This is a genomic window from Kitasatospora sp. CB02891, from assembly GCF_002803145.1.
In the GTDB taxonomy this organism is placed as follows: Bacteria; Actinomycetota; Actinomycetes; order Streptomycetales; family Streptomycetaceae; genus Kitasatospora; species Kitasatospora griseola.
Map to the genome: position 1 here is coordinate 293,311 of NZ_NNBO01000002.1, position 18,011 is coordinate 311,321.

An 18,011-nucleotide genomic window follows, 5' to 3' on the forward strand; every position below is an offset into this window, starting at 1 on the left:
GACGGGCCGAGGAGGGGCGGATGCGCATCGAGGCGGTGCTGTTCGACCTCGACGGCACGCTGATGGACCACGACGGGGCCGCCGAGGCCGCCGTGCTGGCCGGCGCGGCCGCCGAACTCCCCGGGCGGGAGCTGGACCGCGACGGGCTGCTGCGGTTCTGGCGGGAGCTGGAACAGCGCGAGTACGACCGCTACCTGGCCGGCGAGTTGACGGTGCAGCAGCAGCGCCGGGTCCGCGCGCTCGGCCTGGCCCGGCACCTCGGGCTGGGGGAGTGGTCGGACGAACGGGCCGACGCCTGGTTCGCCGGCTACCTGCGCAGGTACCGGAGATCCTGGCGGGCGTTCCCCGAAGTGCCGCGCGCCGTTCGCGAGTTGGGCGCCGGGCGGCAGCTCGGCGTGATCACCAACGGCGAGGGCGACATACAGCGCGCCAAGCTGCGCACCGTCGGCCTCGGCGTCCTGGCCCCGCACACCACCGCCTCCGCCGAGGCGGGCTGCGCCAAACCCGACCCGGCGATCTTCCACCTGGCCTGCCGCGCCCTCGGCGTCGCCCCCGGGCGCACCGCGTACGTCGGCGACCGGCTGGACGTGGACGCGCAGGCCGCCACCGAGGCCGGGCTGCTCGGCATCTGGCTGGAGCGCGAGCCCACCGGCGTCGCCGTCGAGGTGCCCCGGGTCCGCACCCTGGCCGAGGTCGCCCCGCTCCTGGACTGACCCCCTGCGCGGCGTGCCTCCGGGCCGCCCGGGCCCCCCTCCGCGTACCGTCGGGCCGGAGGGCTGACGGTTCGTCAGCGAAGGGACCCAGGGAGACCGGTATGGACGCGCGACAACGAGTGGCGGTGCTGGTGGCGGACGCAGGGACCACCCACGCCGAACAGGCAGGCATCGAGATCGCCGACCGCCCCGCCGAACTGTGGCAACTGCTGATGCTCAGCAACCTGGTCTCGGCCCGGATCCAGGCCGAGATCGCCGTCACCGGCACGGCCTCCCTGGTCGCGGCCGGCGCCGGCACGCCCGCCGGCACGCTGGAACTCGACTGGCAGCAGCGCAAGGACGCGCTGATCGCCGGCCGCTACCAGCACTTCGCCGACGGCACCGCCACCCGGCTCGGCGAATGCGCCCGGCTGGCCGAGGGCGAGTACGGCGGCGACCTGCGCAAGCTCGCCGCCGCGTCCCAGGGCCGCCCCGAGCGCACCCGCGCCCTGCTGCAGCGCTTCCCCGGCATCGGCCCGGCCGGCGCGGCCGCGTTCTGCCGTGAGGCCCAGGCGGTCTGGCCGCACCTGCGTCCCGCCCTCGACCCCCGCGCCACCGTCGGCGCGGAACGCCTCGGCCTCCCCACCGACCCCGCCGAGCTCGCCGACCTGATCGACCCCGCCGACCTCCACCGGCTGGCCGACGCCCTGGTCCGCGCCGCCCTCGACCCCGCGATGGCCGAACGCGTCCTGGCCGCCTCCCCCGACAGCGCGGAGCCCGCCGGGGTCTGACCCCGGGAACGCCGAGCGCCCCCGCCCTGACGGTGGGCGGGGGCGCGGTCCGGTCGGGTCAGCGGCCGAAGATCCGGCTCAGCCAGGAACCCGAGGAGGCCTTGTCGGCCAGGGTGCAGGAGCAGCGCTGGGACTTGGGGATGCCCGCGAGGACCTGCTCGACGTGCATGCCGCAGCCGGCGTAGGAGGGCTTGTTGCAGGTCTTGCAGGTGATGCGACGACACATGGTGGTGGGTCCTTTCGGGGGAGGGGGTGTCAGGAGTGCGAGAAGGGGATGTTGGGCAGGACGCGGTCGAGCCAGCGGGGCGTGTGCCAGGCGGCCCGGCCGGTCAGGCGGAGCAGGACGGGCAGCAGGACCAGTCGGACCAGGGCGGCGTCCAGCAGGACGGCGACGCCGAGCACGATGCCCATCTCCTTGGGGGGCAGCGGGCCGGAGATGGCGAAGGTGAAGAACACCGCGACCATCACGGCGGCCGCCGCGAAGATCACCCGGCCGGAGTGGGACAGCGCGCCGACCATCGCCTTGCGCGGGTCGCCGGTGCGCTCGTACTGCTCCTTCGCGGAGGCCAGCAGGAAGACGGTGTAGTCCATCGCGATCGCGAAGATCATCGCGAAGAAGAACACCGGCGCCCAGCCGTCCAGGAAGCCCTGCGGGGTGAAGCCCAGCAGTCCTGAGCCGTGGCCGTCCTGGAAGACCAGCCGGGCGACGCCGAACGCCGCGCCGGTGGACAGCAGGCTGGCCGCGGTGCCGAGCGCCGCGATCAGCGGGGCGCGCAGCGCGAGCAGCAGCAGCACGAAGCCGAGCGCCATGACGACGCCGATCACCAGCGGGGTCTTCTCGGTCAGCAGGTGCTGCAGGTCGAGGTTCTCCACCGAGGCGCCGCCGACCAGGGTGTGGTCGGGCAGTTCGGCGCGCAGCGTGTTCACGGTCTGGCCCAGCTGCGGGTCGGACGGGTCGACGGACGGGACGGCCTGGATCATCGACCAGTTCGTGCCGTCGGCGGCCGGCATCGCGGGCATCACGCCGGCGATCCCGGGCGTGTTGGCGACGGTCTGCGCGGTGGCCGCGGCCTGGTCGGTGGGGGTGAGGATCTGCAGGGTGCCGGGGGCGCCGTCGCCGAACGCCTGCTGGACGGCGGTGTAGCCGGCCTTGGCGCTGGCGTCGTCGGGCAGCACGTTGATCGAGGGCATCGCGGTGCGCAGGCCGATCACCGGCGCGGCCAGTGCCAGCAGGGCGACCAGGGCCAGTGCGCCCCAGCGCAGCGGCTGCTTCCACAGCCGCTCGCCCCAGGCCTCGAACCGCGGCGAGGTCTGCGCCTCGCGCTTGGCCCAGGGCAGCGACACGGCGTCGACGCGGTGGCCGAGCCTGCCGAGCACGGCGGGCAGCAGGGTCAGGGTGGCGGCCAGCACGAACAGCACGGCCAGCATGATGCCGCCGGCCATCGAGCGGAACGCGGGGGACGGGACCAGCATCACGGCGGACAGGCTGACCAGCACGGTGGCGCCGGAGAGCAGCACGGCCTTGCCCGCGGTGTCCATCGTCTCCGCGACCGACCGTGAACTGTCGCTGCCGCGTTCGGACTTGGCCCGGGCGGCGCGGAACCGGACGACCAGGAACAGTGCGTAGTCGATGCCCAGTGCGAGGGCGAACATCATGGCGAAGTTCATCGCCCAGATGGAGACCGGGAACAGGTGGCTGATCAGCACCAGCGAGCCGGCCGAGGCGGCCAGGCCGGCCATGGTCAGCAGCAGCGGCAGTCCGGCGGCGACCAGCGAGCCGAACGCCAGCACCAGGATGGCCAGGGTGACCGGCCAGGACATGATCTCGGACTTCATCATCGCGTCGTGGTTGGCGGTGTTGAAGTCGCTCCACAGCACGGACGCGCCGGTCGCGGTGACGTCCACGCCGCCGCCGGACAGCTCGCGCAGCGGCTCCTTCAGGTCGTCGGCAGCGCGCACCATGTCGTCCGGCGAGGCGTTGGCGCCAGCCAGCAGCACGGCCGTGCGGCCGTCCTGGCTGATGGTCGCGCCGGGCTGCGGCGGGACGACGGTGGAGATCCGGGAGTCGGCGGCGGCCAGCGCGGTGACGCGGTCGACCACCTGCTGCACGCCGGGGTCGGTCACCGGGCGGTCGGCGTGCACCACGATCTGGATCGCGGAGGAGGCGTTGCCCGCGAAGTGCTCCTCGGCGAGGGTGCGGACCTTCACCGAGTCCGAGCCGTTGGCCTGCCAGCCCGCGCCGGAGAGCGCGGAGGTGACCTTGGGGGCGAAGGCGCCGAGGCCGATCACCACGATCAGCCAGCCGACCAGCACGGTCTTGAAGTGGTGGACGGACCAGACGCCGAGGCGGCCGAGCAGCCCGTCCCGGGGCGGGGCGACGGCCGGGGGCGCGGAGGCGGCCGGCGCGGGGGCGGAGCGGTTCACAGGTGTTTCTCCAAGCGGGCGGGGGGATCCGCCGATCCAAGGGTAATACCTAGGGGGGTATATGCGGGGGCAGGCGGAGGCCGGGGTGCGGATGCAAGGGGGGGGCAGGGGGCGTGGGGGCGCCCCCTGCCGGGGTGTGCGGGTCAGGCCTTCAGGGCGGCCATCGCGGCGCGCAGCTTGGCGGCGGCCTCGTCGGCCACGGCGCCGAGCTCGGGACGGCCGGTGAACTGCACCATCAGCTGCGGGTCCATGGCCTCGACCAGGATGCCGCCGCCGATGTCGCGCACCACCACGTTGCACGGGAGCAGCAGGCCGACCCGGCGGTCGATCTCCAGGGCGCGGTGCGCGATCGGCGGGTTGCAGGCGCCGAGGACCAGGTAGTCCTCCATCTCGACGCCGATCTTGGCCTTCAGGGTGGCGGTCATGTCGATCTCGGTGAGGATGCCGAAGCCCTGCTCGGCGAGGGCCGCGCGGACCCGGTCGGCCGCGTCCGTGAACGGGCCGCTCAGGATGGCGGTGAAGTCGTCGGTCATGTCGCCGAGCCTCTCTGGTCGATGCCGCGGTTGTCCGAATTGGGGCGCTTCGATACCCCCATGGGTATTCAGCGTACGTCGGGTGCAACCGGACCGTCGGGAGGCGCATTCCCGGGCGCGCCGGGTGACGTGCGTCTCACCCGGCCGGCCGGACGTCGATCAGCCGCCGTAGCGGTGGCGCAGATTGGGGTCGTCCAGCCACCACGGCCGGTCGCCCGCCGGGGCCTCGCCCGCGTCCACCGCCCGCTCGGCGGCCTGCTCGGCGGCGTCCAGCGCGGCGTCCACGGCGGCGGTCTCGGCCCGGCCGGTGACGATCAGGCGGCGGATCAGCGCGACCAGGAACGGCAGGCCGACCAGGTCGCCGAGGATCCAGATCGCGTTGCCGCCGACGAACTGGTCCCGGGCGAGCGAGGGGCCCCAGTCGCGGGCCAGCGAGGCGTAGTACGGCTCGGCGATCAGCCGGCCGCCGTACAGCAGCACCAGGGCGAGCGCCGCGTCGAACACCACCTCGACGAAGGTGATCACCACGCTCAGCAGCAGCGGGTACTCGTGCGCCACCGGGTCCAGTTGCAGCCGCGGCCAGAAGTACAGCAGGCCGAGCAGTACCAGCAGCAGGTGGAAGCCGATGTTCCCGGCGGTGCTGGTCAGCGTCTCCCGGTACCAGGGCGTGAAGTACAGCAGCCACGGCGGGGCGACCAGCAGCACGGTCGACACCAGCGGGAACATCAGCACCCGGGAGACCCGGCCGCCGAGCGCCGCGCGCAGCCGCTCCCGGCCGGCCGCCGGCAGCGTGTCGGCCAGCAGCGAGACGGGGGCGCCGAGCGCCAGCAGCAGCGGGACCAGCATCAGCAGCAGCACCAGCTGCACGGCGCGGTCGGTGAACAGCACCCGCTCGTACACGCCCAGGCCGGAGCTGGTGGTCCACACCCACACCGCGAGGCCGCCGAGGAACGCCGCCGTCCGGTACCAGGGCCAGCCGCCGCGGCGGCGGACGCCGACCAGGTAGCTGCCGGCCAGCAGGACGGTCAGGGCGGCGACGGCCGGCTCCAAGGTCCAGGTGTCGGCCAGCGCCGACCAGTGCCAGGGCGAGGAACGGGACATGGCGGTGGCTCTCCTTCGGTCGTTTTCCGGCCGCGCCGCCCGGCGGGTGGAACCGGAGGCGGGTGCCCGGCGTCGTCGCAGCGCCGGGTCCGTGCGAGGATCCGGCATTGAAGTTCTACACGCCTGTAGAAATCTACTGGGAGGGGGGCCGGGTGGGACGCACCGAACGCAGTGTCGGCAGCCGCCGCGCCGCACACCGCCGGAACGTCGAACTCGGCCTGCTGGCCCTCGCCGTGACGGTCTGCCTGGCCGGCTGGTGCACCGCGAACCTCGCCCTGCGCGGCACCCTCCCGCCCGGCCTGCTTCCTTACGGCGCCGGCCTGGCCGCCCTCGCCGCCGTCCTGCACCTCGTCGTGCGCCGCTTCGCCCCCTACGCCGACCCGCTGATCCTGGCGCTGGCGGTGCTGCTCACCGGCTTCGGCCTGGTGCTGCTCGACCGCCTCGACTACTCGTACGCGATCTGGCACGCCGCCAAGGGCGACTGGCAGAAGATCCCTGCCGCGCCCAGCCAGGTGCAGTGGACGGTGATCGCCATGCTGGCGGCCGCCGTGCTGCTGGCGGCGGTCAAGCACCACCGGCTGTTCCAGAAGTACGTCTACCTGATCATGGCGGGTGCCCTGGTGCTGCTGGCCGCGCCCGCGTTCTTCCCCGGCGACAGCTTCGGCGCCAAGCGCTGGATCCGGCTCGGCGGGCTCTCCTTCGAACCCGACGAGTTCGTCAAGGTCGCCATCGCGGTGTTCTTCGCCGGCTACCTGACGGCCAACCGGGACGCGCTCGCGCTGACCGGCCGCAAGGTGTGGGGCGTGAACCTGCCGCGCGGCCGCAACCTCGGGCCGGTGCTGGCGATCTGGGTGATCAGCCTGCTGGTGCTGATCTTCGAACGCGACCTCGGCACCTCGCTGATCTTCTTCGGCGTCTTCGTGGTGATGCTCTACACCGCCACCGAACGCACCGGCTGGGTGCTGATCGGCCTGCTGATGGCCGCCGCCGGCGCGTCCGTGGTCGGCGACCTGGAACCGCACGTGCACGGCCGGGTCGAGGCCTGGCTGCACCCGCTCGACTACTACAAACCGGTGCACAACCCGGCCCTGGTCTCCGACCAGCCCGCACAGGCGATGTTCAGCCTCGGCAGCGGCCAGGTGCTGGGCACCGGACTCGGCCAGGGCAAACCCTTCCTGATCGGTTTCGCCGGACGCAGCGACTTCATCTTCACCACCATCGGCGAGGAACTCGGCCTGGCCGGCGGCATGGCCGTCCTGCTGCTCTACGGCCTGTTCGTGCAGCGCGCCCTGCGCACCGCCGTCGCCGTCACCGACCCGTTCGGCAAACTCCTCGCCACCGGCCTGGCCGCCGCCGTGGCGCTCCAGGTCTTCGTGGTGGTCGGCGGCGTCACCGGGCTGATACCGCTGACCGGCAAGGCCCTGCCGTTCCTCGCCGCGGGCGGCTCCTCGCTGACCGCGAACTGGCTGCTCACCGCCGTCCTGATCAAACTCTCCGACGCCGCCGGCCGGGCCGAACTGCAACCCGCCCCGGAACCGCGCGACGCGGTCCGGGGCGGGTGAGGGTTCGTCGGCTGCGCCGTCAGTGCCGGCGTCGGCGGGCCGCCGCGAACAGGGTGCCGCCGGCGATCAGCAGCACGGTGGCCGACACCGCGACCAGCAGCGGCAGCGGCGAGGAGCCGGTGCTGGGCAGCGCATGGTGGCCGGGCGTCCCCGCCACCTCCTCCGACCCGGGACCCTCCGGGGCGGACGGCCGCGGGCCGCCCGGGGCGCCGGCGGACGGGGGCGGCGTCTGAGTCGGCGTGGGCGACGGGGACGGCGACGGAGCCCGGCGGGTCATCCGGTTGGTGACGGTGACCGTCGAGGTGTGCTCGGCGGGGACGGTGAACTCCTCGCCCAGCGTGATCGGCGTGCTGCTGCCGTCGTCGCTGGTCAGCACCGCGCTGGTGACGACGGTGACGCCGTCGGCCGCGCCGGTGGCGGGCTCGGTGAGGACGCAGGTGGCCGGCGGGACGGAGGTGCGCACCTCGATCTCGCCGCGGTCCGTGCCCGGCGGGACGTCCAGGCCGAGCGGCTCGGCGTAGGCGGGGCACCGCAGGTCCAGGTGCGCGGTGCCCGGGCGCAGCGCGGTGTCGTCGCTGGTCACCTTGACCACGTCCAGGCCGGTGAAGTGGTGCAGCCGGTTGGTGAACCGGCAGGTCGGCGTCGGGTGGTCGGCCGTCAGGTTCACCTCGACCACGGCCTGCTCCAGGTCCGTCCGGCCCTGGCCGGGCCCGCAGTCCGCGGCCTCCAGCTCCCACCAGCCGTCGTCGGGCGGCGCCGGCAGCAACTCCTGGACGACGTACCGCACTCCGGGGCCGACCGGGAGCAGGTCGGCGGCCGGGCCGGCGGAACCGTCGGCGGGGTGCGCGGTGGTCGGGGTGCCCTCGGCGGTGGTGGTGACGACGGCGGACTGCGGGTTCGGGAACGCGACGCTCTCGTCCCGCGGCTCGGGGCCGGCGCTGATCGTGTAGCGGAAGGTGCCGGTGCCGCCCTCGGTGACCTTCTCGATGTCGATCCGGCCGCCGGGCACGAACCGGTTGGTGATCAGGCACTTGGCCTCGGCCTCGGGAACCAGGTCGTACCCGGCCTGCCAGGTGCCGTTCGGCGCGGCGGGGGTCGGCGCCCCGACCGTGACGGGCAGCTCGGTGCCGTTGCAGAACGCCGTCGGCGTCGCCCAGTGGCCGGTGGCGTCGGGTGCCGGGATCACCTCGCTCAGCTCGTAGTGCCCGGGCACCGGGTGCGCGGCGGACGCGACGGTGACGGGCACGCCCGGGTCGGTGGTGGTGACGACGTTCTCGGTGGTGATCTCCGCCTCGGGCGGCCCGGTGACGGTGAGGTCGAAGGTTCCCGTCCCGCCGAGGCTCTCCTTCTCCAGCAGGGCCGGGCCCGCCGCCCGCTCGTTGCTGTACACGCACGTCACGTGGTCACCGGCGGCCAGCGTCACCGAGGCCAGCCCGCTGTGGTCGGTCACCGAGGTGCTGGTGCCCGGCCCGCCGTCCGCGTTCACCGCGGTGCACACCGGTCGCCCGGCCGGCACCCAGCCGGTGGCCGGATCGACGAACTCCTTGAAGTGCCACGGTTCGTCGCCTTCCCGGGTCTCGCCGCGGACGAAGTCCATCGACGCGGACTTGGTCGAACTCGCCGTCAGCACGAAGTCGTTGACGCCGTCGTTGTTGGTGTCCGCGTACGACAGGTTGCCGTCGTAGCGGAACGAGCCCACGCCGTTGGAGCCGTCCACGATCCGCTTGGTCACCGTGATGGTGCCCGCGCCCGGCGGCGGGGTGATCGCGTAGTAGTAGCAGAACACGTGCGTGGTGCCGGACGGGAAGTCCACGTACTCCGCGTTGTCGCCGTTCTGGTTGTCCTGCGAGCAGCGCAGCGCGGCGAAGCCGTAGGTGTCCTGCATTTTGTTCAGCGGCGCGGACTTGGTGCCGCCCTGCGCGACCAGTGCGGCCTTCCGGGCGGCCGCGAGCTCGTTCGCGTCCAGCTGCACCGTGACCGCGCCCTCCAGCGTGCGGCCGGTCGGGTTGCCCTGCGCGTCCAGCTCCGGGGTGCTGTCCTGGGTGGTGATGCCGGTCCGCAACTGCTTGGTCACGGTCGTCAGTTGGAGCGTCGCCGGGGACTTGGCGGTGAACCCCGTCCCGGTGCTGAACGACCACCCGGGCAGCGGACGGCACGGCGGGACGGGCGTCCCCTCCGCCTCGTTGGTCGGATTGACCGCCACGCCCGGGGCGTAGTTCGAATCCGGGCCGAGATCCCGCAACGACTCCTGGATGTTGTTGCGGGCCTTGTTGGCCATCACCTTGTCGTACTTGTCGCACACCCGCGCGACGTACGTGACCAGCAAGGTGTCGGAAGCCTCCGGTGCGGCCGCGGCCGCGCCGGGGAGTGCCGCGAGGACCGCGGCGACGAGCAGGAACCGCAGAGTGCGCATGACGACCCGTCGGATCGGCGATAGGGACGTCCTGAGCTGACCACGCGACCGCGAAGTATAGAGTCGAGTACGGGGCCTGACACACCGCCAGTCGCCCGAACGGGCGCGAGAACGCGCGCGGGCGCGAGGGCAAGTGAGTGCACCAGCAGGCGCGCGCGGGGGTGCCTCCCTGGGGAGAACTGCGCGACAAGCGCACGGCCCGTCCGGGAGGTCGCGATCACGTGCAGGTCGTTGTCCTGCGTCGCGATCCTGCGGTCAGATGCCTTCCGCTTCGCGCAGTTCTCCGCGCCCCTGCTTGTGCTCTTCCCGGATCGCGCTGAGGGCGGCGACGGCCATGGTGGTGGCGCGGTCGGTGGTGGGGGCGTACGGGGCACCGGATTCGAGGGCGGTGACGGTCGCGTTCACCAGGCCCTGGAGGAGTTGGGCGGTGAACTCCGGTCTGTTGTCGCCGAGTTCGACGAGGGCGGTGATCAGGGGGGTGAGCAGTTCGCGGTGCGCGTGGCCGGCGGCCTCGCGCAGGGCGGCGGCGTCGCGGTCGCCGGCCAGCGCGCGGGCGATCCGGTGCTCGCCGTCGCGGACCAGCTCGCACTGGGCGCGGACGTAGGCGGCGACCCGTTGCTCGGGGGTGTCGGCGGCGGCCATCGCGGCGGTGATGCGCTCCGTCCAACGGGGGGCGGACTCCCGCACCACGGCGGAGAGCAGTTCGGCGCGGTCCGCGAAGTACTTGTAGACGCTGTTGCGGGCCAGGCCGGTGCGGCGGGCGACCGCGGCGAAGGTGACGGCGGCCGCGTCGCCCTCGCTCTCCAGCAGCTCGCGGGCAGCGTCGACCAGCGCCCGGCGCTGCTGGGCGCGATGGTCGGCGACCGTGGCGGCGCTGATCTTCGGCACCCCGACAGTCTAGAAGGCGGTACCCCCGGTGTTGGGGACGCAGTGTCGCCATGTTTATCTTGGGGACGCACTGTCCCCATCACTGTTCGCCTCTCGGAAGGAGCACGGTGTACCTCGCCCTGCTCGAACTCAAGGCCGCCCGCGGCCGCTTCCTGCTCATGGGCTGCGTCGTCCTGCTGGTCGCCGCCCTGGTCGGAATCGTCTCCGGGTTCACCACCGGACTCGGCGACGACACCGTCTCCGCGCTGCGCCGCCTGCCCGCGACCCACCTGGCGTTCTCCCCGGACGCGAAGTCCGACCAGTTCGCCCGCAGCCTCGTCCCCGCCGAGACGCTGGCCGGCTGGCAGCAGCGCCCCGGCGTGCAGGCCACCCCGCTCGGCGTCACCATCACCCGCGGCACCACCGACCGGCACGCCGAGGTCGACCTCGCCGCGTTCGGCGTCGAGGTCGGCTCGTTCCTCGACCCGGCTGTCGAGGACGGTCAACGCCTCGGCGGCGACGGCCAGTTGGTGATCTCCCGGAAGCTCGCCGAAGAAGGCGTCGCGATCGGCGACACCCTCACTGTCGACCGGCTCGGCATCGCCCTCAAGGTCACCGGCATCACCGGCCGCGCCTCCTACGGCCACGTCCCGGCCGGCTACGTCACCACCGCCACCTGGCAGGCGATCCGCTTCACCGCCCCCGGCGCGAGCACGCCCGCCGCCGGGCTGCCGCAGCAGTACAGCGCGATAGCCCTGCGGGCGGCGTCCGCCGCGAACCTCGACGCCGCGGACGGCGAGCTCGGGACCAGGACCGTCGCGGTGACCGACGCGTACGCCGCCGCACCCGGCTACACCGGCGAACGCGTCACCATGACGTCCATCCAGTTCTTCCTGTACCTGATCGCCCCGCTGGTGGTCGGCGCGTTCTTCGGCGTCTGGACCGTCCAACGGCAACCCGAACTCGCCCTGCTGCGCGCGATGGGCGCCTCCCGGCGCCGACTCCTCGGACACACCCTGGTCCAGGCCGCGGCCGTCGTCCTCGGCGGCACCCTGGCCGGCGCGGCACTCGCCTCGGCCGTCGGCCTCCTGGTCGGCGCCGAAGTCCCGTTCAGCCTCCCCGGACTGGCCCTCACCGCGACCATGGCCACCGTCGCCCTCGCCGCCCTCGCCGGCGCCGCCCTCACCCTCCGCCGGGTCGCCACCGCCGACCCGATGACCATGCTGGGAGCCGGACGATGACCTCACTCACCCTGCGCCAGGTGTCCGTCTCGCTCGGCCACGGCGACGCGAGGACACCCGTCCTGCGAGACGTCTCCGCCGCGTGCCGCCCCGGCGAGCTGACCGCCCTGGTCGGACCGTCGGGCTCCGGAAAGTCCACCCTGCTCGCCGTGGCCGGTGCGCTGCTGCGACCCGACAGCGGACAGGTGCTGCTCGGTGACGCGGACTTGGCGCAGCTCGGGGACGGCGAGCGGGCCAGGGCCCGGCGCGAACAGATCGGCTACATGTTCCAGAGCGGCAACCTGCTCGGCGGACTCACCACCGTCGAACAGCTGCTGGCCGCCGCGTCCATCGCCGGGCGCCCCGCCAGGCGGCTGCGCGCCGCGGCGGAGACGGCCCTCGGCGACGTCGGCCTCGGCCACCGCCTGCGCCACCGCGCGGACCAGCTCTCCGGCGGCGAGAGGCAACGCGTCGCCCTGGCCCGCGCCCTCTTCCTCGAACCCCAGCTCCTGCTGATCGACGAACCCACCGCAGCCGTCGACCGCGACCAGGCCGGCACCCTCACCGACCTGATCGCCCGCACAGCCCGCGCACGCGGCTGCGTGGCACTGGTGGCGACCCACGATCCGGTGGTCGTGGACGCGGCGACAGAGGTGATTCGGATGTAAGGGGAGGTGAGCACCACCGGGGGCGCGTGGGGGTACCTCCCGGCCCGCCAGGGCTGGGGGAGAACTGCGCGAAGCGGAAGGCGCCCGACCGCAAGATCGCGACGCAGGGCAATGACCTGCACTTGATCGCGACCTTGCGGACGGGTTCCGCGCCCGCCGGCTACTGAGGCTTGCGCTCCGCAACCCTGTCGCTCGCCGAAGCGTCGAGCATCGCCACCCGGTCCACGACCTTCACCCGCTCGCGGCCCTCCGCATCGCCGAGGGACTTCTCGAACGCGTCGAGCCGGTGCCACCCCTCCCAGGTGGTGAAGTCGACGCCGCGGGAGCGGAGGAAGTCGACCACCGCGTCCTCGGCGGGCTCGGTGGCGGGGCGGAGGCGGCCGGAGGCGTGGTCGGCGACCAGGCAGGCGACGGTCTCGTTGGCGTCGCCCTTGGTGTGGCCGATCAGGCCGACGGGGCCGCGCTTGACCCAGCCGGTGACGTAGACGGAGGGGAGGTGGGCGCCGTTCTCGTGGACCCGGCCCGCCTCGTGCGGAACGGTCGAGGAGAGGGCGTCGAAGGGCAGCTTCGGCAGCTCGTCGGAGCGGTAGCCGACCGCGCGGTAGACCGCCTGGACGGGCCACTCGCGGAAGGCGCCGGTGCCGACGGTGTTGCCGGTGCCGTCGAGTTCGGTGCGCTCGGTGCGCAGGGCGACGACCCGGCCGTCCTCGCCGAGGACCTCGACGGGGTTCTCGAAGAAGTGCAGGTGGATGCGGTGCGGGCGGTCGCCGATGTCGCGGATCGCCCAGTTCTCCAGGGTCGAGGCGACCATGTCGGCCTGCTTGTTGGCGCGCCGGGTGGCGATCGAGGCGTCGTCGTAGTCGATGTCCTCGGGGTCGACGATCACCTCGATGGTGGGGGAGTGGTCGAGCTCGCGGAGTTCCATCGGGGAGAACTTGGCCTGCGCGGGGCCGCGGCGGCCGAACACGTGGACCTCGACGGCGCGGTTGGCGGACAGGCCGTCGTACACGTTCGGCGGGATCTCGGTGGACAGCAGCTCGTCCGCGGTCTTGGCGAGCACCCGGGCGACGTCCAGGGCGACGTTGCCGACGCCGAGGACGGCGACCTGCTCGGCCTCCAGCGGCCACTCGCGGGGGACCTCGGGGTGGCCGTCGTACCAGGAGACGAAGTCCGCGGCGCCGTAGGAGCCGTCGAGCTCGATGCCGGGTATCGCCAGGTCGCGGTCGGCCTCGGCGCCGGTGGCGAAGACCAGGGCGTCGTAGAAGCGGTGCAGCTCGTCGAGGGAGAGGTCGCCGGGGTAGTCGACGTTGCCGAGCAGGCGGACCTGCGGCTTGTCGAGGACCTGGTGGAGGGCGGTGACGATGCCCTTGATCCGCGGGTGGTCGGGGGCGACGCCGTAGCGGATCAGGCCGAAGGGGGCGGGCAGCCGCTCGATCAGGTCGATGGAGACACCGGGGGCGGTGGCCAGCTCGGACTTCAGCAGCGCGTCGGCGGCGTAGATCCCGGCGGGGCCGGCACCGACGATGGCCACCCGGACGGGGCGGGACATGGGCAGGTACTCCTGTTCGGCTCTGGGCGCGTACCGCCAGCCTTCCGGCGTGCGGGCGCGCCCGGTACGGTGCTTCGGCTTATGTCGTCATAAGCCGAAGCTATGGCCCCCCAAAGTTCTGCCTATGCGGCTTTCCCCGTGCCCTCCAGCATGCACGAAGCGCCGCCCCGCCCCCGGACCGGCCCCGACTCACTCGTAGCGCAGGCGCAGCGACTCCTCCTCGGCGGCCAGGACCTGGTCGAGCGTCAGCGACGGGTCGTCCAGATGGGACAGGGTGATCTCGGCGGAGCTGGGCATCGCGTCGGCGGGCAGCCACTGCTCGGGATTCCAGGCCGAGCTGCGCAGCAGTGCCTTCGGGCAGTGCCCGTACACCTCGTCGGCGGACACCACGATCGCGCTGCGCGGCGGCTTGCCGACCGGGGTGAGCTGTTCCAGCAGCCGCGGGTCCGTGCTGACGCAGGCCCGGCCGTTGATGCGCAGGGTGGCGGCCCGGCCGGGCACCAGGAAGATCAGCCCGGCCTTTCCGGTGGCGACGATGTTGTGCAGGCTGTCCAGCCGGCGATTGCCGGTGGCGTCGGGGACGGCGATCGTCCGCTCGTCCAGCACGGAGACGAACCCGGGCGGGCCACCGCGCGGGGTGGCGTCGCAGTTGCCGTCCGCGTCGGCGGTGGCGACGAACACCAGGGAGGCGCAGCCGACCAGCCGCCGGGCCGCCTCGTGCAGGCGGTCGACCTGCTTGCGCTGCACCAGCGGGCTCGGCTGCTCGTACAACTCCCGCAGTCGGGCCGGGTCGTGGATCGCCTCAGCGGCGAGGGCGTCGAAGATCACGCGACCCGACCCTATCCCCGTTCACCGCGTCCGCGGCGAGCGGGTCAGATCTGCAGCGGAACGGGGTGCACCTCGTCGGCGGGGTGTCCGGTGCGCTCGTGGACGCGCTGGACGGCCTCCTTGGACGGTGCGGAGGACAGGCAGTAGACGGTGCCGGACTCCGGGTCGGCCCAGGCCTGCCGGAACTCCACACCTTCCCCGCCCTGCACCGCGAGGTCCGCCTCGTGGGCGGCCTTCAACTGTTCGGCGGTGATGCCGGCCATCCCGTGGTGGACGTCCATGAACATCGTCATCGTCGCTCAACTCCTCGGCCGGGAGCCCCCCGTGCGGGGGCGCTCACCTCCACCCTGCGCCCCGGGGCGTGAACCAGGCCACAGGGAGCGTTTCTTGCCTTCGACGTACATGCGCGTGCAAGAATGCTGGTGCAGTAGCAGTGACGTTCAGCGCACTCCGGGGTCGGTGAAATTCCGAGCCGGCGGTTACAGTCCGCGACCCGTCCGCAGCCAGCGGCCGGTTGACCAGGTGAAATTCCTGGACCGACGGTTAAAGTCCGGATGGGAGGCGTGCGCGGCGGACAGGTGTGTTCACACCACGGCCCACCCGAGGGCCGGGGTGCGGAAGCACGGCATTTCCGGCGGCGAACCCGTGCCACGACGACGAGTCATGGCCTCGCGGGGGCGTCCTCGGCACGCCACGTCCGCAGTCGGCTCCCGAATGCCGCCCCGGAGTCCGCGCCCCTAAGCGCGAGGAGAACCCGGGTGTTCACCGGCATCATCGAAGAGCTCGGCGAGGTTGTCTCCATCGAGGAGATCGGCGAATCCTCGCGAATCCGCCTGCGCGGCCCGCTGGTCACCGCGGACGCCCGCCACGGCGACTCCATCGCGGTCAACGGCGTGTGTCTCACCGTCGTCGACGACAGCGAGCAACTGGCCAAGCGCGACGGCGAGTTCAGCGCCGACGTGATGCGCGAGACGCTGCGCCGCTCCAGCCTCGGCGCACTGCGCCCCGGCTCCCGGGTCAACCTGGAGCGGGCGATGGCGCTCGGCGCCCGACTCGGCGGCCACCTGGTGCAGGGCCACGTCGACGCCACCGGCGCCCTGCTCTCCCGCGAGCCGGGCGACCTGGACGCGGACGGGAATCCGCGCTGGGAGGTGGTGCGTTTCTCCCTGCCGCAGCCGATCTCGCGCTACCTGGTGGAGAAGGGGTCGATCACCGTGGACGGAGTGAGCCTCACCGTCGTCGAGGCGGCCCTGGACAGCTTCACCGTCTCGCTGATCCCCGCCACGCTCGCCCTGACCACGCTCGGGGTGAAGGCGGTGGGCGACCCCGTCAACCTGGAGGTGGACGTGCTCGCCAAGTACGTGGAACGACTGCTCGAAACCCGTGCACTGCCCGACACCCTGGGGGAATCCAAGTGAGCGCGATCGCAGATCTGACCTTCACCGCCTTCGGCGAGAAGGTGAAGGTGGCCGACATGGTCGGCAACCTGATAGGGCTCGCCGGGCTGGCGTTCGGCTGGCGGCGCTCCGTGCTCACCTGGCCCGCCCAGCTGCTGGCCGGCGCCGTGCTGATCAGCGTGTTCCTCGGCGGGCAGGTGCCCGGCCTGATCGGCAAGCAGGTGATCGTCGTGGTCACCGCGATCTGGGGCTGGACCCAGTGGAACCGCGGCCGCCGCGACACCGGCGAGATCGAGGTCCGGTTCGCCGGTTGGCGGCAGCGCGCCGTGCTGGTCCTGGCCACCGCGGCCGGCACCGCCGCCGTCGCCGTGCTGTTCAACGCCTTCCCGAAGCTGTCCTGGAACCCGCTGCTGGACGCGTACATCTTCACCGGCACGCTGGCCGCGATGTACGCCCAGGCCCGCGGCTGGGTGGAGTTCTGGTTCGCCTGGATCGCCGTCGACGTGATCAGCGTGCCGTACAGCTACGCCCACGGCTACGTGTTCTCCGCGCTCACCTTCACCGTCTACTTCGTCCTGGTGGTGGCCGGCCTGGCCAGCTGGTGGACGAAGGCCCGCACCGTCCGAACCGTCCCGCGCGCCGAGGGAGTTGCCGCATGAGCGCCGACCAGCCCGAAGAACCGATCGCCCTCGACCCGGTCGAACGCGCCATCGCCGACATCGCGCTCGGCCGTGCCGTGGTCGTGGTCGACGACGAGGACCGCGAGAACGAGGGCGACCTGGTGTTCGCCGCGTCGGCCGCCACCCCCGAGCTGATGGCCTTCACCATCCGCTACAGCTCCGGCGTGGTCTGCGCCCCGATGACCGGCGCCGAGCTCGACCGGCTCCGGCTGCCCCCGATGACGCAGGTCAACGAGGACCGCAAGGGCACCGCCTACACCGTCTCGGTGGACGCCCGCGAGGGCATCGACACCGGCATCTCCGCCGCCGACCGGGCCCGCACCGTCCGGCTGCTGGCCTCCCCGGGCACCGAGCCCGGCGACCTCACCCGGCCCGGCCACGTCTTCCCGCTGCGCGCGGTGGACGGCGGCGTGCTGGCGCGCGGCGGGCACACCGAGGCCGCCGTCGACCTGGCCCGGCTGGCCGGCCTCGCCCCCGCCGCGGCGATCGCCGAGGTGGTCAACGACGACGGCACCATGGCCCGGCTGCCCGAGCTGCACGCCTTCGCCCGCCGGCACGGCCTGGCGATCATCTCCATCGCCGACCTGATCGCCTACCGGCGCCGCACCGAGCTGCACGTCGACCGCGTCGCGGTCACCGGACTGCCCACCGACCACGGCGAGTTCACCGCCGTCGGCTACCGAGGCACCATCGACGGCGTCGAGCACCTGGCCCTGGTGGCCGGCGGCCTGGACGCCGACGGGAAGCTCCCCGACGGCGAGGACGTGCTGGTGCGGGTGCACTCCGAGTGCCTGACCGGCGACGTGTTCAGCTCGCTGCGCTGCGACTGCGGCCCGCAGCTGCACGCCTCGCTGCGCGCCGTCGCCGAGGCCGGCCGCGGCGTGGTGCTGTACCTGCGCGGCCACGAGGGCCGCGGCATCGGACTGACCCACAAGCTGCGCGCCTACCAGCTCCAGGAGCAGGGCCGTGACACCGTCGATGCCAACCTCGACCAGGGGCTGCCCGCCGACGCCCGCGACTACTCGATCGGCGCGCAGATGCTCGCCGACCTGGGGGTGCGCTCGCTCACCCTGCTCTCCAACAACCCGGCCAAGCAGGCCGCGCTCACCGAGCACGGCCTGAAGGTCGCCGCCCGCCGCCCGCTGCCCACCGCTGCCGGCGCACACAACCTGCGCTACCTGCGCACCAAGCGCGACCGAATGGGCCACGACCTGCCGTGGCTCGAGGACGACAACAAGTAGCCGTCGAAGCACCCGTTCTGACGCACCGTCGAAAGAGGAACCGAA

The 18,011-nt window shown here is 73.0% G+C and carries 17 protein-coding genes and 1 riboswitch; of the genes, 8 read left to right on the forward strand and 9 right to left on the reverse strand.

Annotated elements, in window-relative coordinates:
- Window positions 1–20: 20 nt before the first annotated feature.
- Window positions 21–713, forward strand: a complete 693-nt coding sequence (locus CG736_RS06700) for an HAD family hydrolase (RefSeq protein ID WP_100585238.1) — start codon at window positions 21–23, stop codon at window positions 711–713.
- A 101-nt stretch (window positions 714–814) separates the two neighbouring features.
- Window positions 815–1,483 carry an endonuclease gene (locus CG736_RS06705; RefSeq protein WP_100585239.1) on the forward strand — a complete coding sequence of 223 codons (669 nt, stop codon included), beginning with the start codon at window positions 815–817 and terminating at the stop codon, window positions 1,481–1,483.
- A 58-nt stretch (window positions 1,484–1,541) separates the two neighbouring features.
- Here the strand turns inward: CG736_RS06705 and CG736_RS36960 are convergent, their stop codons facing one another.
- The 4 genes from CG736_RS36960 to CG736_RS06720 form a co-directional block, all read right to left on the reverse strand.
- Complete coding sequence (locus tag CG736_RS36960; protein WP_167349374.1) at window positions 1,542–1,709, reverse strand: hypothetical protein; 168 nt, start codon at window positions 1,707–1,709, stop codon at window positions 1,542–1,544.
- Between the two features lie 29 nt (window positions 1,710–1,738).
- Window positions 1,739–3,907 (reverse strand): MMPL family transporter, encoded by a 2,169-nt coding sequence (locus CG736_RS06710; RefSeq protein ID WP_100585240.1) that lies wholly within the window; start codon window positions 3,905–3,907, stop codon window positions 1,739–1,741.
- A gap of 143 nt (window positions 3,908–4,050) precedes the next feature.
- On the reverse strand, window positions 4,051–4,440 hold the full coding sequence (locus CG736_RS06715; protein ID WP_100585241.1) for a DUF302 domain-containing protein: 390 nt from the start codon (window positions 4,438–4,440) through the stop codon (window positions 4,051–4,053).
- A gap of 159 nt (window positions 4,441–4,599) precedes the next feature.
- The gene (locus CG736_RS06720; RefSeq protein WP_198520383.1) at window positions 4,600–5,541 is read right to left on the reverse strand and encodes a cytochrome c oxidase assembly protein; all 942 of its coding nucleotides are present in this window, start codon (window positions 5,539–5,541) and stop codon (window positions 4,600–4,602) included.
- Window positions 5,542–5,693: 152 nt separating this feature from the next.
- On the opposite strand from CG736_RS06720, the gene CG736_RS06725 reads away from it, so the two are divergent.
- A complete protein-coding gene (locus tag CG736_RS06725) occupies window positions 5,694–7,103 on the forward strand; it encodes an FtsW/RodA/SpoVE family cell cycle protein (protein WP_100585243.1) in 1,410 nt (469 codons plus the stop codon).
- Between the two features lie 19 nt (window positions 7,104–7,122).
- On the opposite strand, the gene CG736_RS35990 is transcribed toward CG736_RS06725, so the two are convergent.
- Window positions 7,123–9,516, reverse strand: coding sequence for an LPXTG cell wall anchor domain-containing protein (locus CG736_RS35990; protein ID WP_157815449.1), 2,394 nt, complete (start codon window positions 9,514–9,516; stop codon window positions 7,123–7,125).
- Window positions 9,517–9,771: 255 nt separating this feature from the next.
- On the reverse strand, window positions 9,772–10,404 hold the full coding sequence (locus CG736_RS06735; protein ID WP_100585245.1) for a TetR/AcrR family transcriptional regulator: 633 nt from the start codon (window positions 10,402–10,404) through the stop codon (window positions 9,772–9,774).
- Window positions 10,405–10,511: 107 nt separating this feature from the next.
- Here CG736_RS06735 and CG736_RS06740 point away from each other — a divergent pair, with 107 nt between their 5' ends.
- Together CG736_RS06740 and CG736_RS06745 are read left to right on the forward strand one after the other, a co-directional pair.
- Complete coding sequence (locus tag CG736_RS06740) at window positions 10,512–11,624, forward strand: ABC transporter permease (protein WP_100585246.1); 1,113 nt, start codon at window positions 10,512–10,514, stop codon at window positions 11,622–11,624.
- On the forward strand, window positions 11,621–12,271 hold the full coding sequence (locus CG736_RS06745; RefSeq protein WP_100585247.1) for an ABC transporter ATP-binding protein: 651 nt from the start codon (window positions 11,621–11,623) through the stop codon (window positions 12,269–12,271). The genes CG736_RS06740 and CG736_RS06745 overlap by 4 nt, the downstream gene beginning before the upstream one ends.
- Before the next feature lie 160 nt (window positions 12,272–12,431).
- Here CG736_RS06745 and CG736_RS06750 read toward each other — a convergent pair whose 3' ends face one another.
- The 3 genes from CG736_RS06750 to CG736_RS06760 form a co-directional block, all read right to left on the reverse strand.
- Window positions 12,432–13,820, reverse strand: coding sequence for an FAD-dependent oxidoreductase (locus tag CG736_RS06750; protein WP_100585248.1), 1,389 nt, complete (start codon window positions 13,818–13,820; stop codon window positions 12,432–12,434).
- 189 nt (window positions 13,821–14,009) lie between these two features.
- Window positions 14,010–14,648: an MSMEG_1061 family FMN-dependent PPOX-type flavoprotein gene (locus CG736_RS06755; protein WP_232733843.1), complete on the reverse strand. Its 639-nt coding sequence runs from the start codon at window positions 14,646–14,648 to the stop codon at window positions 14,010–14,012.
- A 44-nt stretch (window positions 14,649–14,692) separates the two neighbouring features.
- Complete coding sequence (locus tag CG736_RS06760; protein ID WP_100585250.1) at window positions 14,693–14,941, reverse strand: SCO4226 family nickel-binding protein; 249 nt, start codon at window positions 14,939–14,941, stop codon at window positions 14,693–14,695.
- Window positions 14,942–15,090: 149 nt separating this feature from the next.
- A riboswitch (FMN riboswitch) is annotated at window positions 15,091–15,218 on the forward strand.
- A 188-nt stretch (window positions 15,219–15,406) separates the two neighbouring features.
- On the opposite strand from CG736_RS06760, the gene CG736_RS06765 reads away from it, so the two are divergent.
- The 3 genes from CG736_RS06765 to CG736_RS06775 are packed head-to-tail and all read left to right on the forward strand — an operon-like array spanning window position 15,407 to window position 17,966.
- A complete protein-coding gene (locus tag CG736_RS06765) occupies window positions 15,407–16,066 on the forward strand; it encodes a riboflavin synthase (protein ID WP_100585251.1) in 660 nt (219 codons plus the stop codon).
- Window positions 16,067–16,122: 56 nt separating this feature from the next.
- Window positions 16,123–16,704, forward strand: coding sequence for a nicotinamide mononucleotide transporter family protein (locus CG736_RS06770; protein ID WP_100585604.1), 582 nt, complete (start codon window positions 16,123–16,125; stop codon window positions 16,702–16,704).
- On the forward strand, window positions 16,701–17,966 hold the full coding sequence (locus CG736_RS06775; RefSeq protein ID WP_100585252.1) for a bifunctional 3,4-dihydroxy-2-butanone-4-phosphate synthase/GTP cyclohydrolase II: 1,266 nt from the start codon (window positions 16,701–16,703) through the stop codon (window positions 17,964–17,966). The genes CG736_RS06770 and CG736_RS06775 overlap by 4 nt, the downstream gene beginning before the upstream one ends.
- Window positions 17,967–18,011 lie beyond the last annotated feature (45 nt).

What these genes read in the sequence shown, in the direction of transcription:
- CG736_RS06700 (WP_100585238.1), top strand. Translation starts at nt 21, where the DNA reads ATGCGCATCGAGGCGGTGCTGTTCGACCTCGACGGCACGCTGATGGAC.
- CG736_RS06705 (WP_100585239.1), top strand. Translation starts at nt 815, where the DNA reads ATGGACGCGCGACAACGAGTGGCGGTGCTGGTGGCGGACGCAGGGACC.
- CG736_RS36960 (WP_167349374.1), bottom strand. Translation starts at nt 1,709, where the DNA reads ATGTGTCGTCGCATCACCTGCAAGACCTGCAACAAGCCCTCCTACGCC.
- CG736_RS06715 (WP_100585241.1), bottom strand. Translation starts at nt 4,440, where the DNA reads ATGACCGACGACTTCACCGCCATCCTGAGCGGCCCGTTCACGGACGCG.
- CG736_RS06720 (WP_198520383.1), bottom strand. Translation starts at nt 5,541, where the DNA reads ATGTCCCGTTCCTCGCCCTGGCACTGGTCGGCGCTGGCCGACACCTGG.
- CG736_RS35990 (WP_157815449.1), bottom strand. Translation starts at nt 9,516, where the DNA reads ATGCGCACTCTGCGGTTCCTGCTCGTCGCCGCGGTCCTCGCGGCACTC.
- CG736_RS06745 (WP_100585247.1), top strand. Translation starts at nt 11,621, where the DNA reads ATGACCTCACTCACCCTGCGCCAGGTGTCCGTCTCGCTCGGCCACGGC.
- CG736_RS06750 (WP_100585248.1), bottom strand. Translation starts at nt 13,820, where the DNA reads ATGTCCCGCCCCGTCCGGGTGGCCATCGTCGGTGCCGGCCCCGCCGGG.
- CG736_RS06760 (WP_100585250.1), bottom strand. Translation starts at nt 14,941, where the DNA reads ATGACGATGTTCATGGACGTCCACCACGGGATGGCCGGCATCACCGCC.
- CG736_RS06770 (WP_100585604.1), top strand. Translation starts at nt 16,123, where the DNA reads ATGGTCGGCAACCTGATAGGGCTCGCCGGGCTGGCGTTCGGCTGGCGG.
- CG736_RS06775 (WP_100585252.1), top strand. Translation starts at nt 16,701, where the DNA reads ATGAGCGCCGACCAGCCCGAAGAACCGATCGCCCTCGACCCGGTCGAA.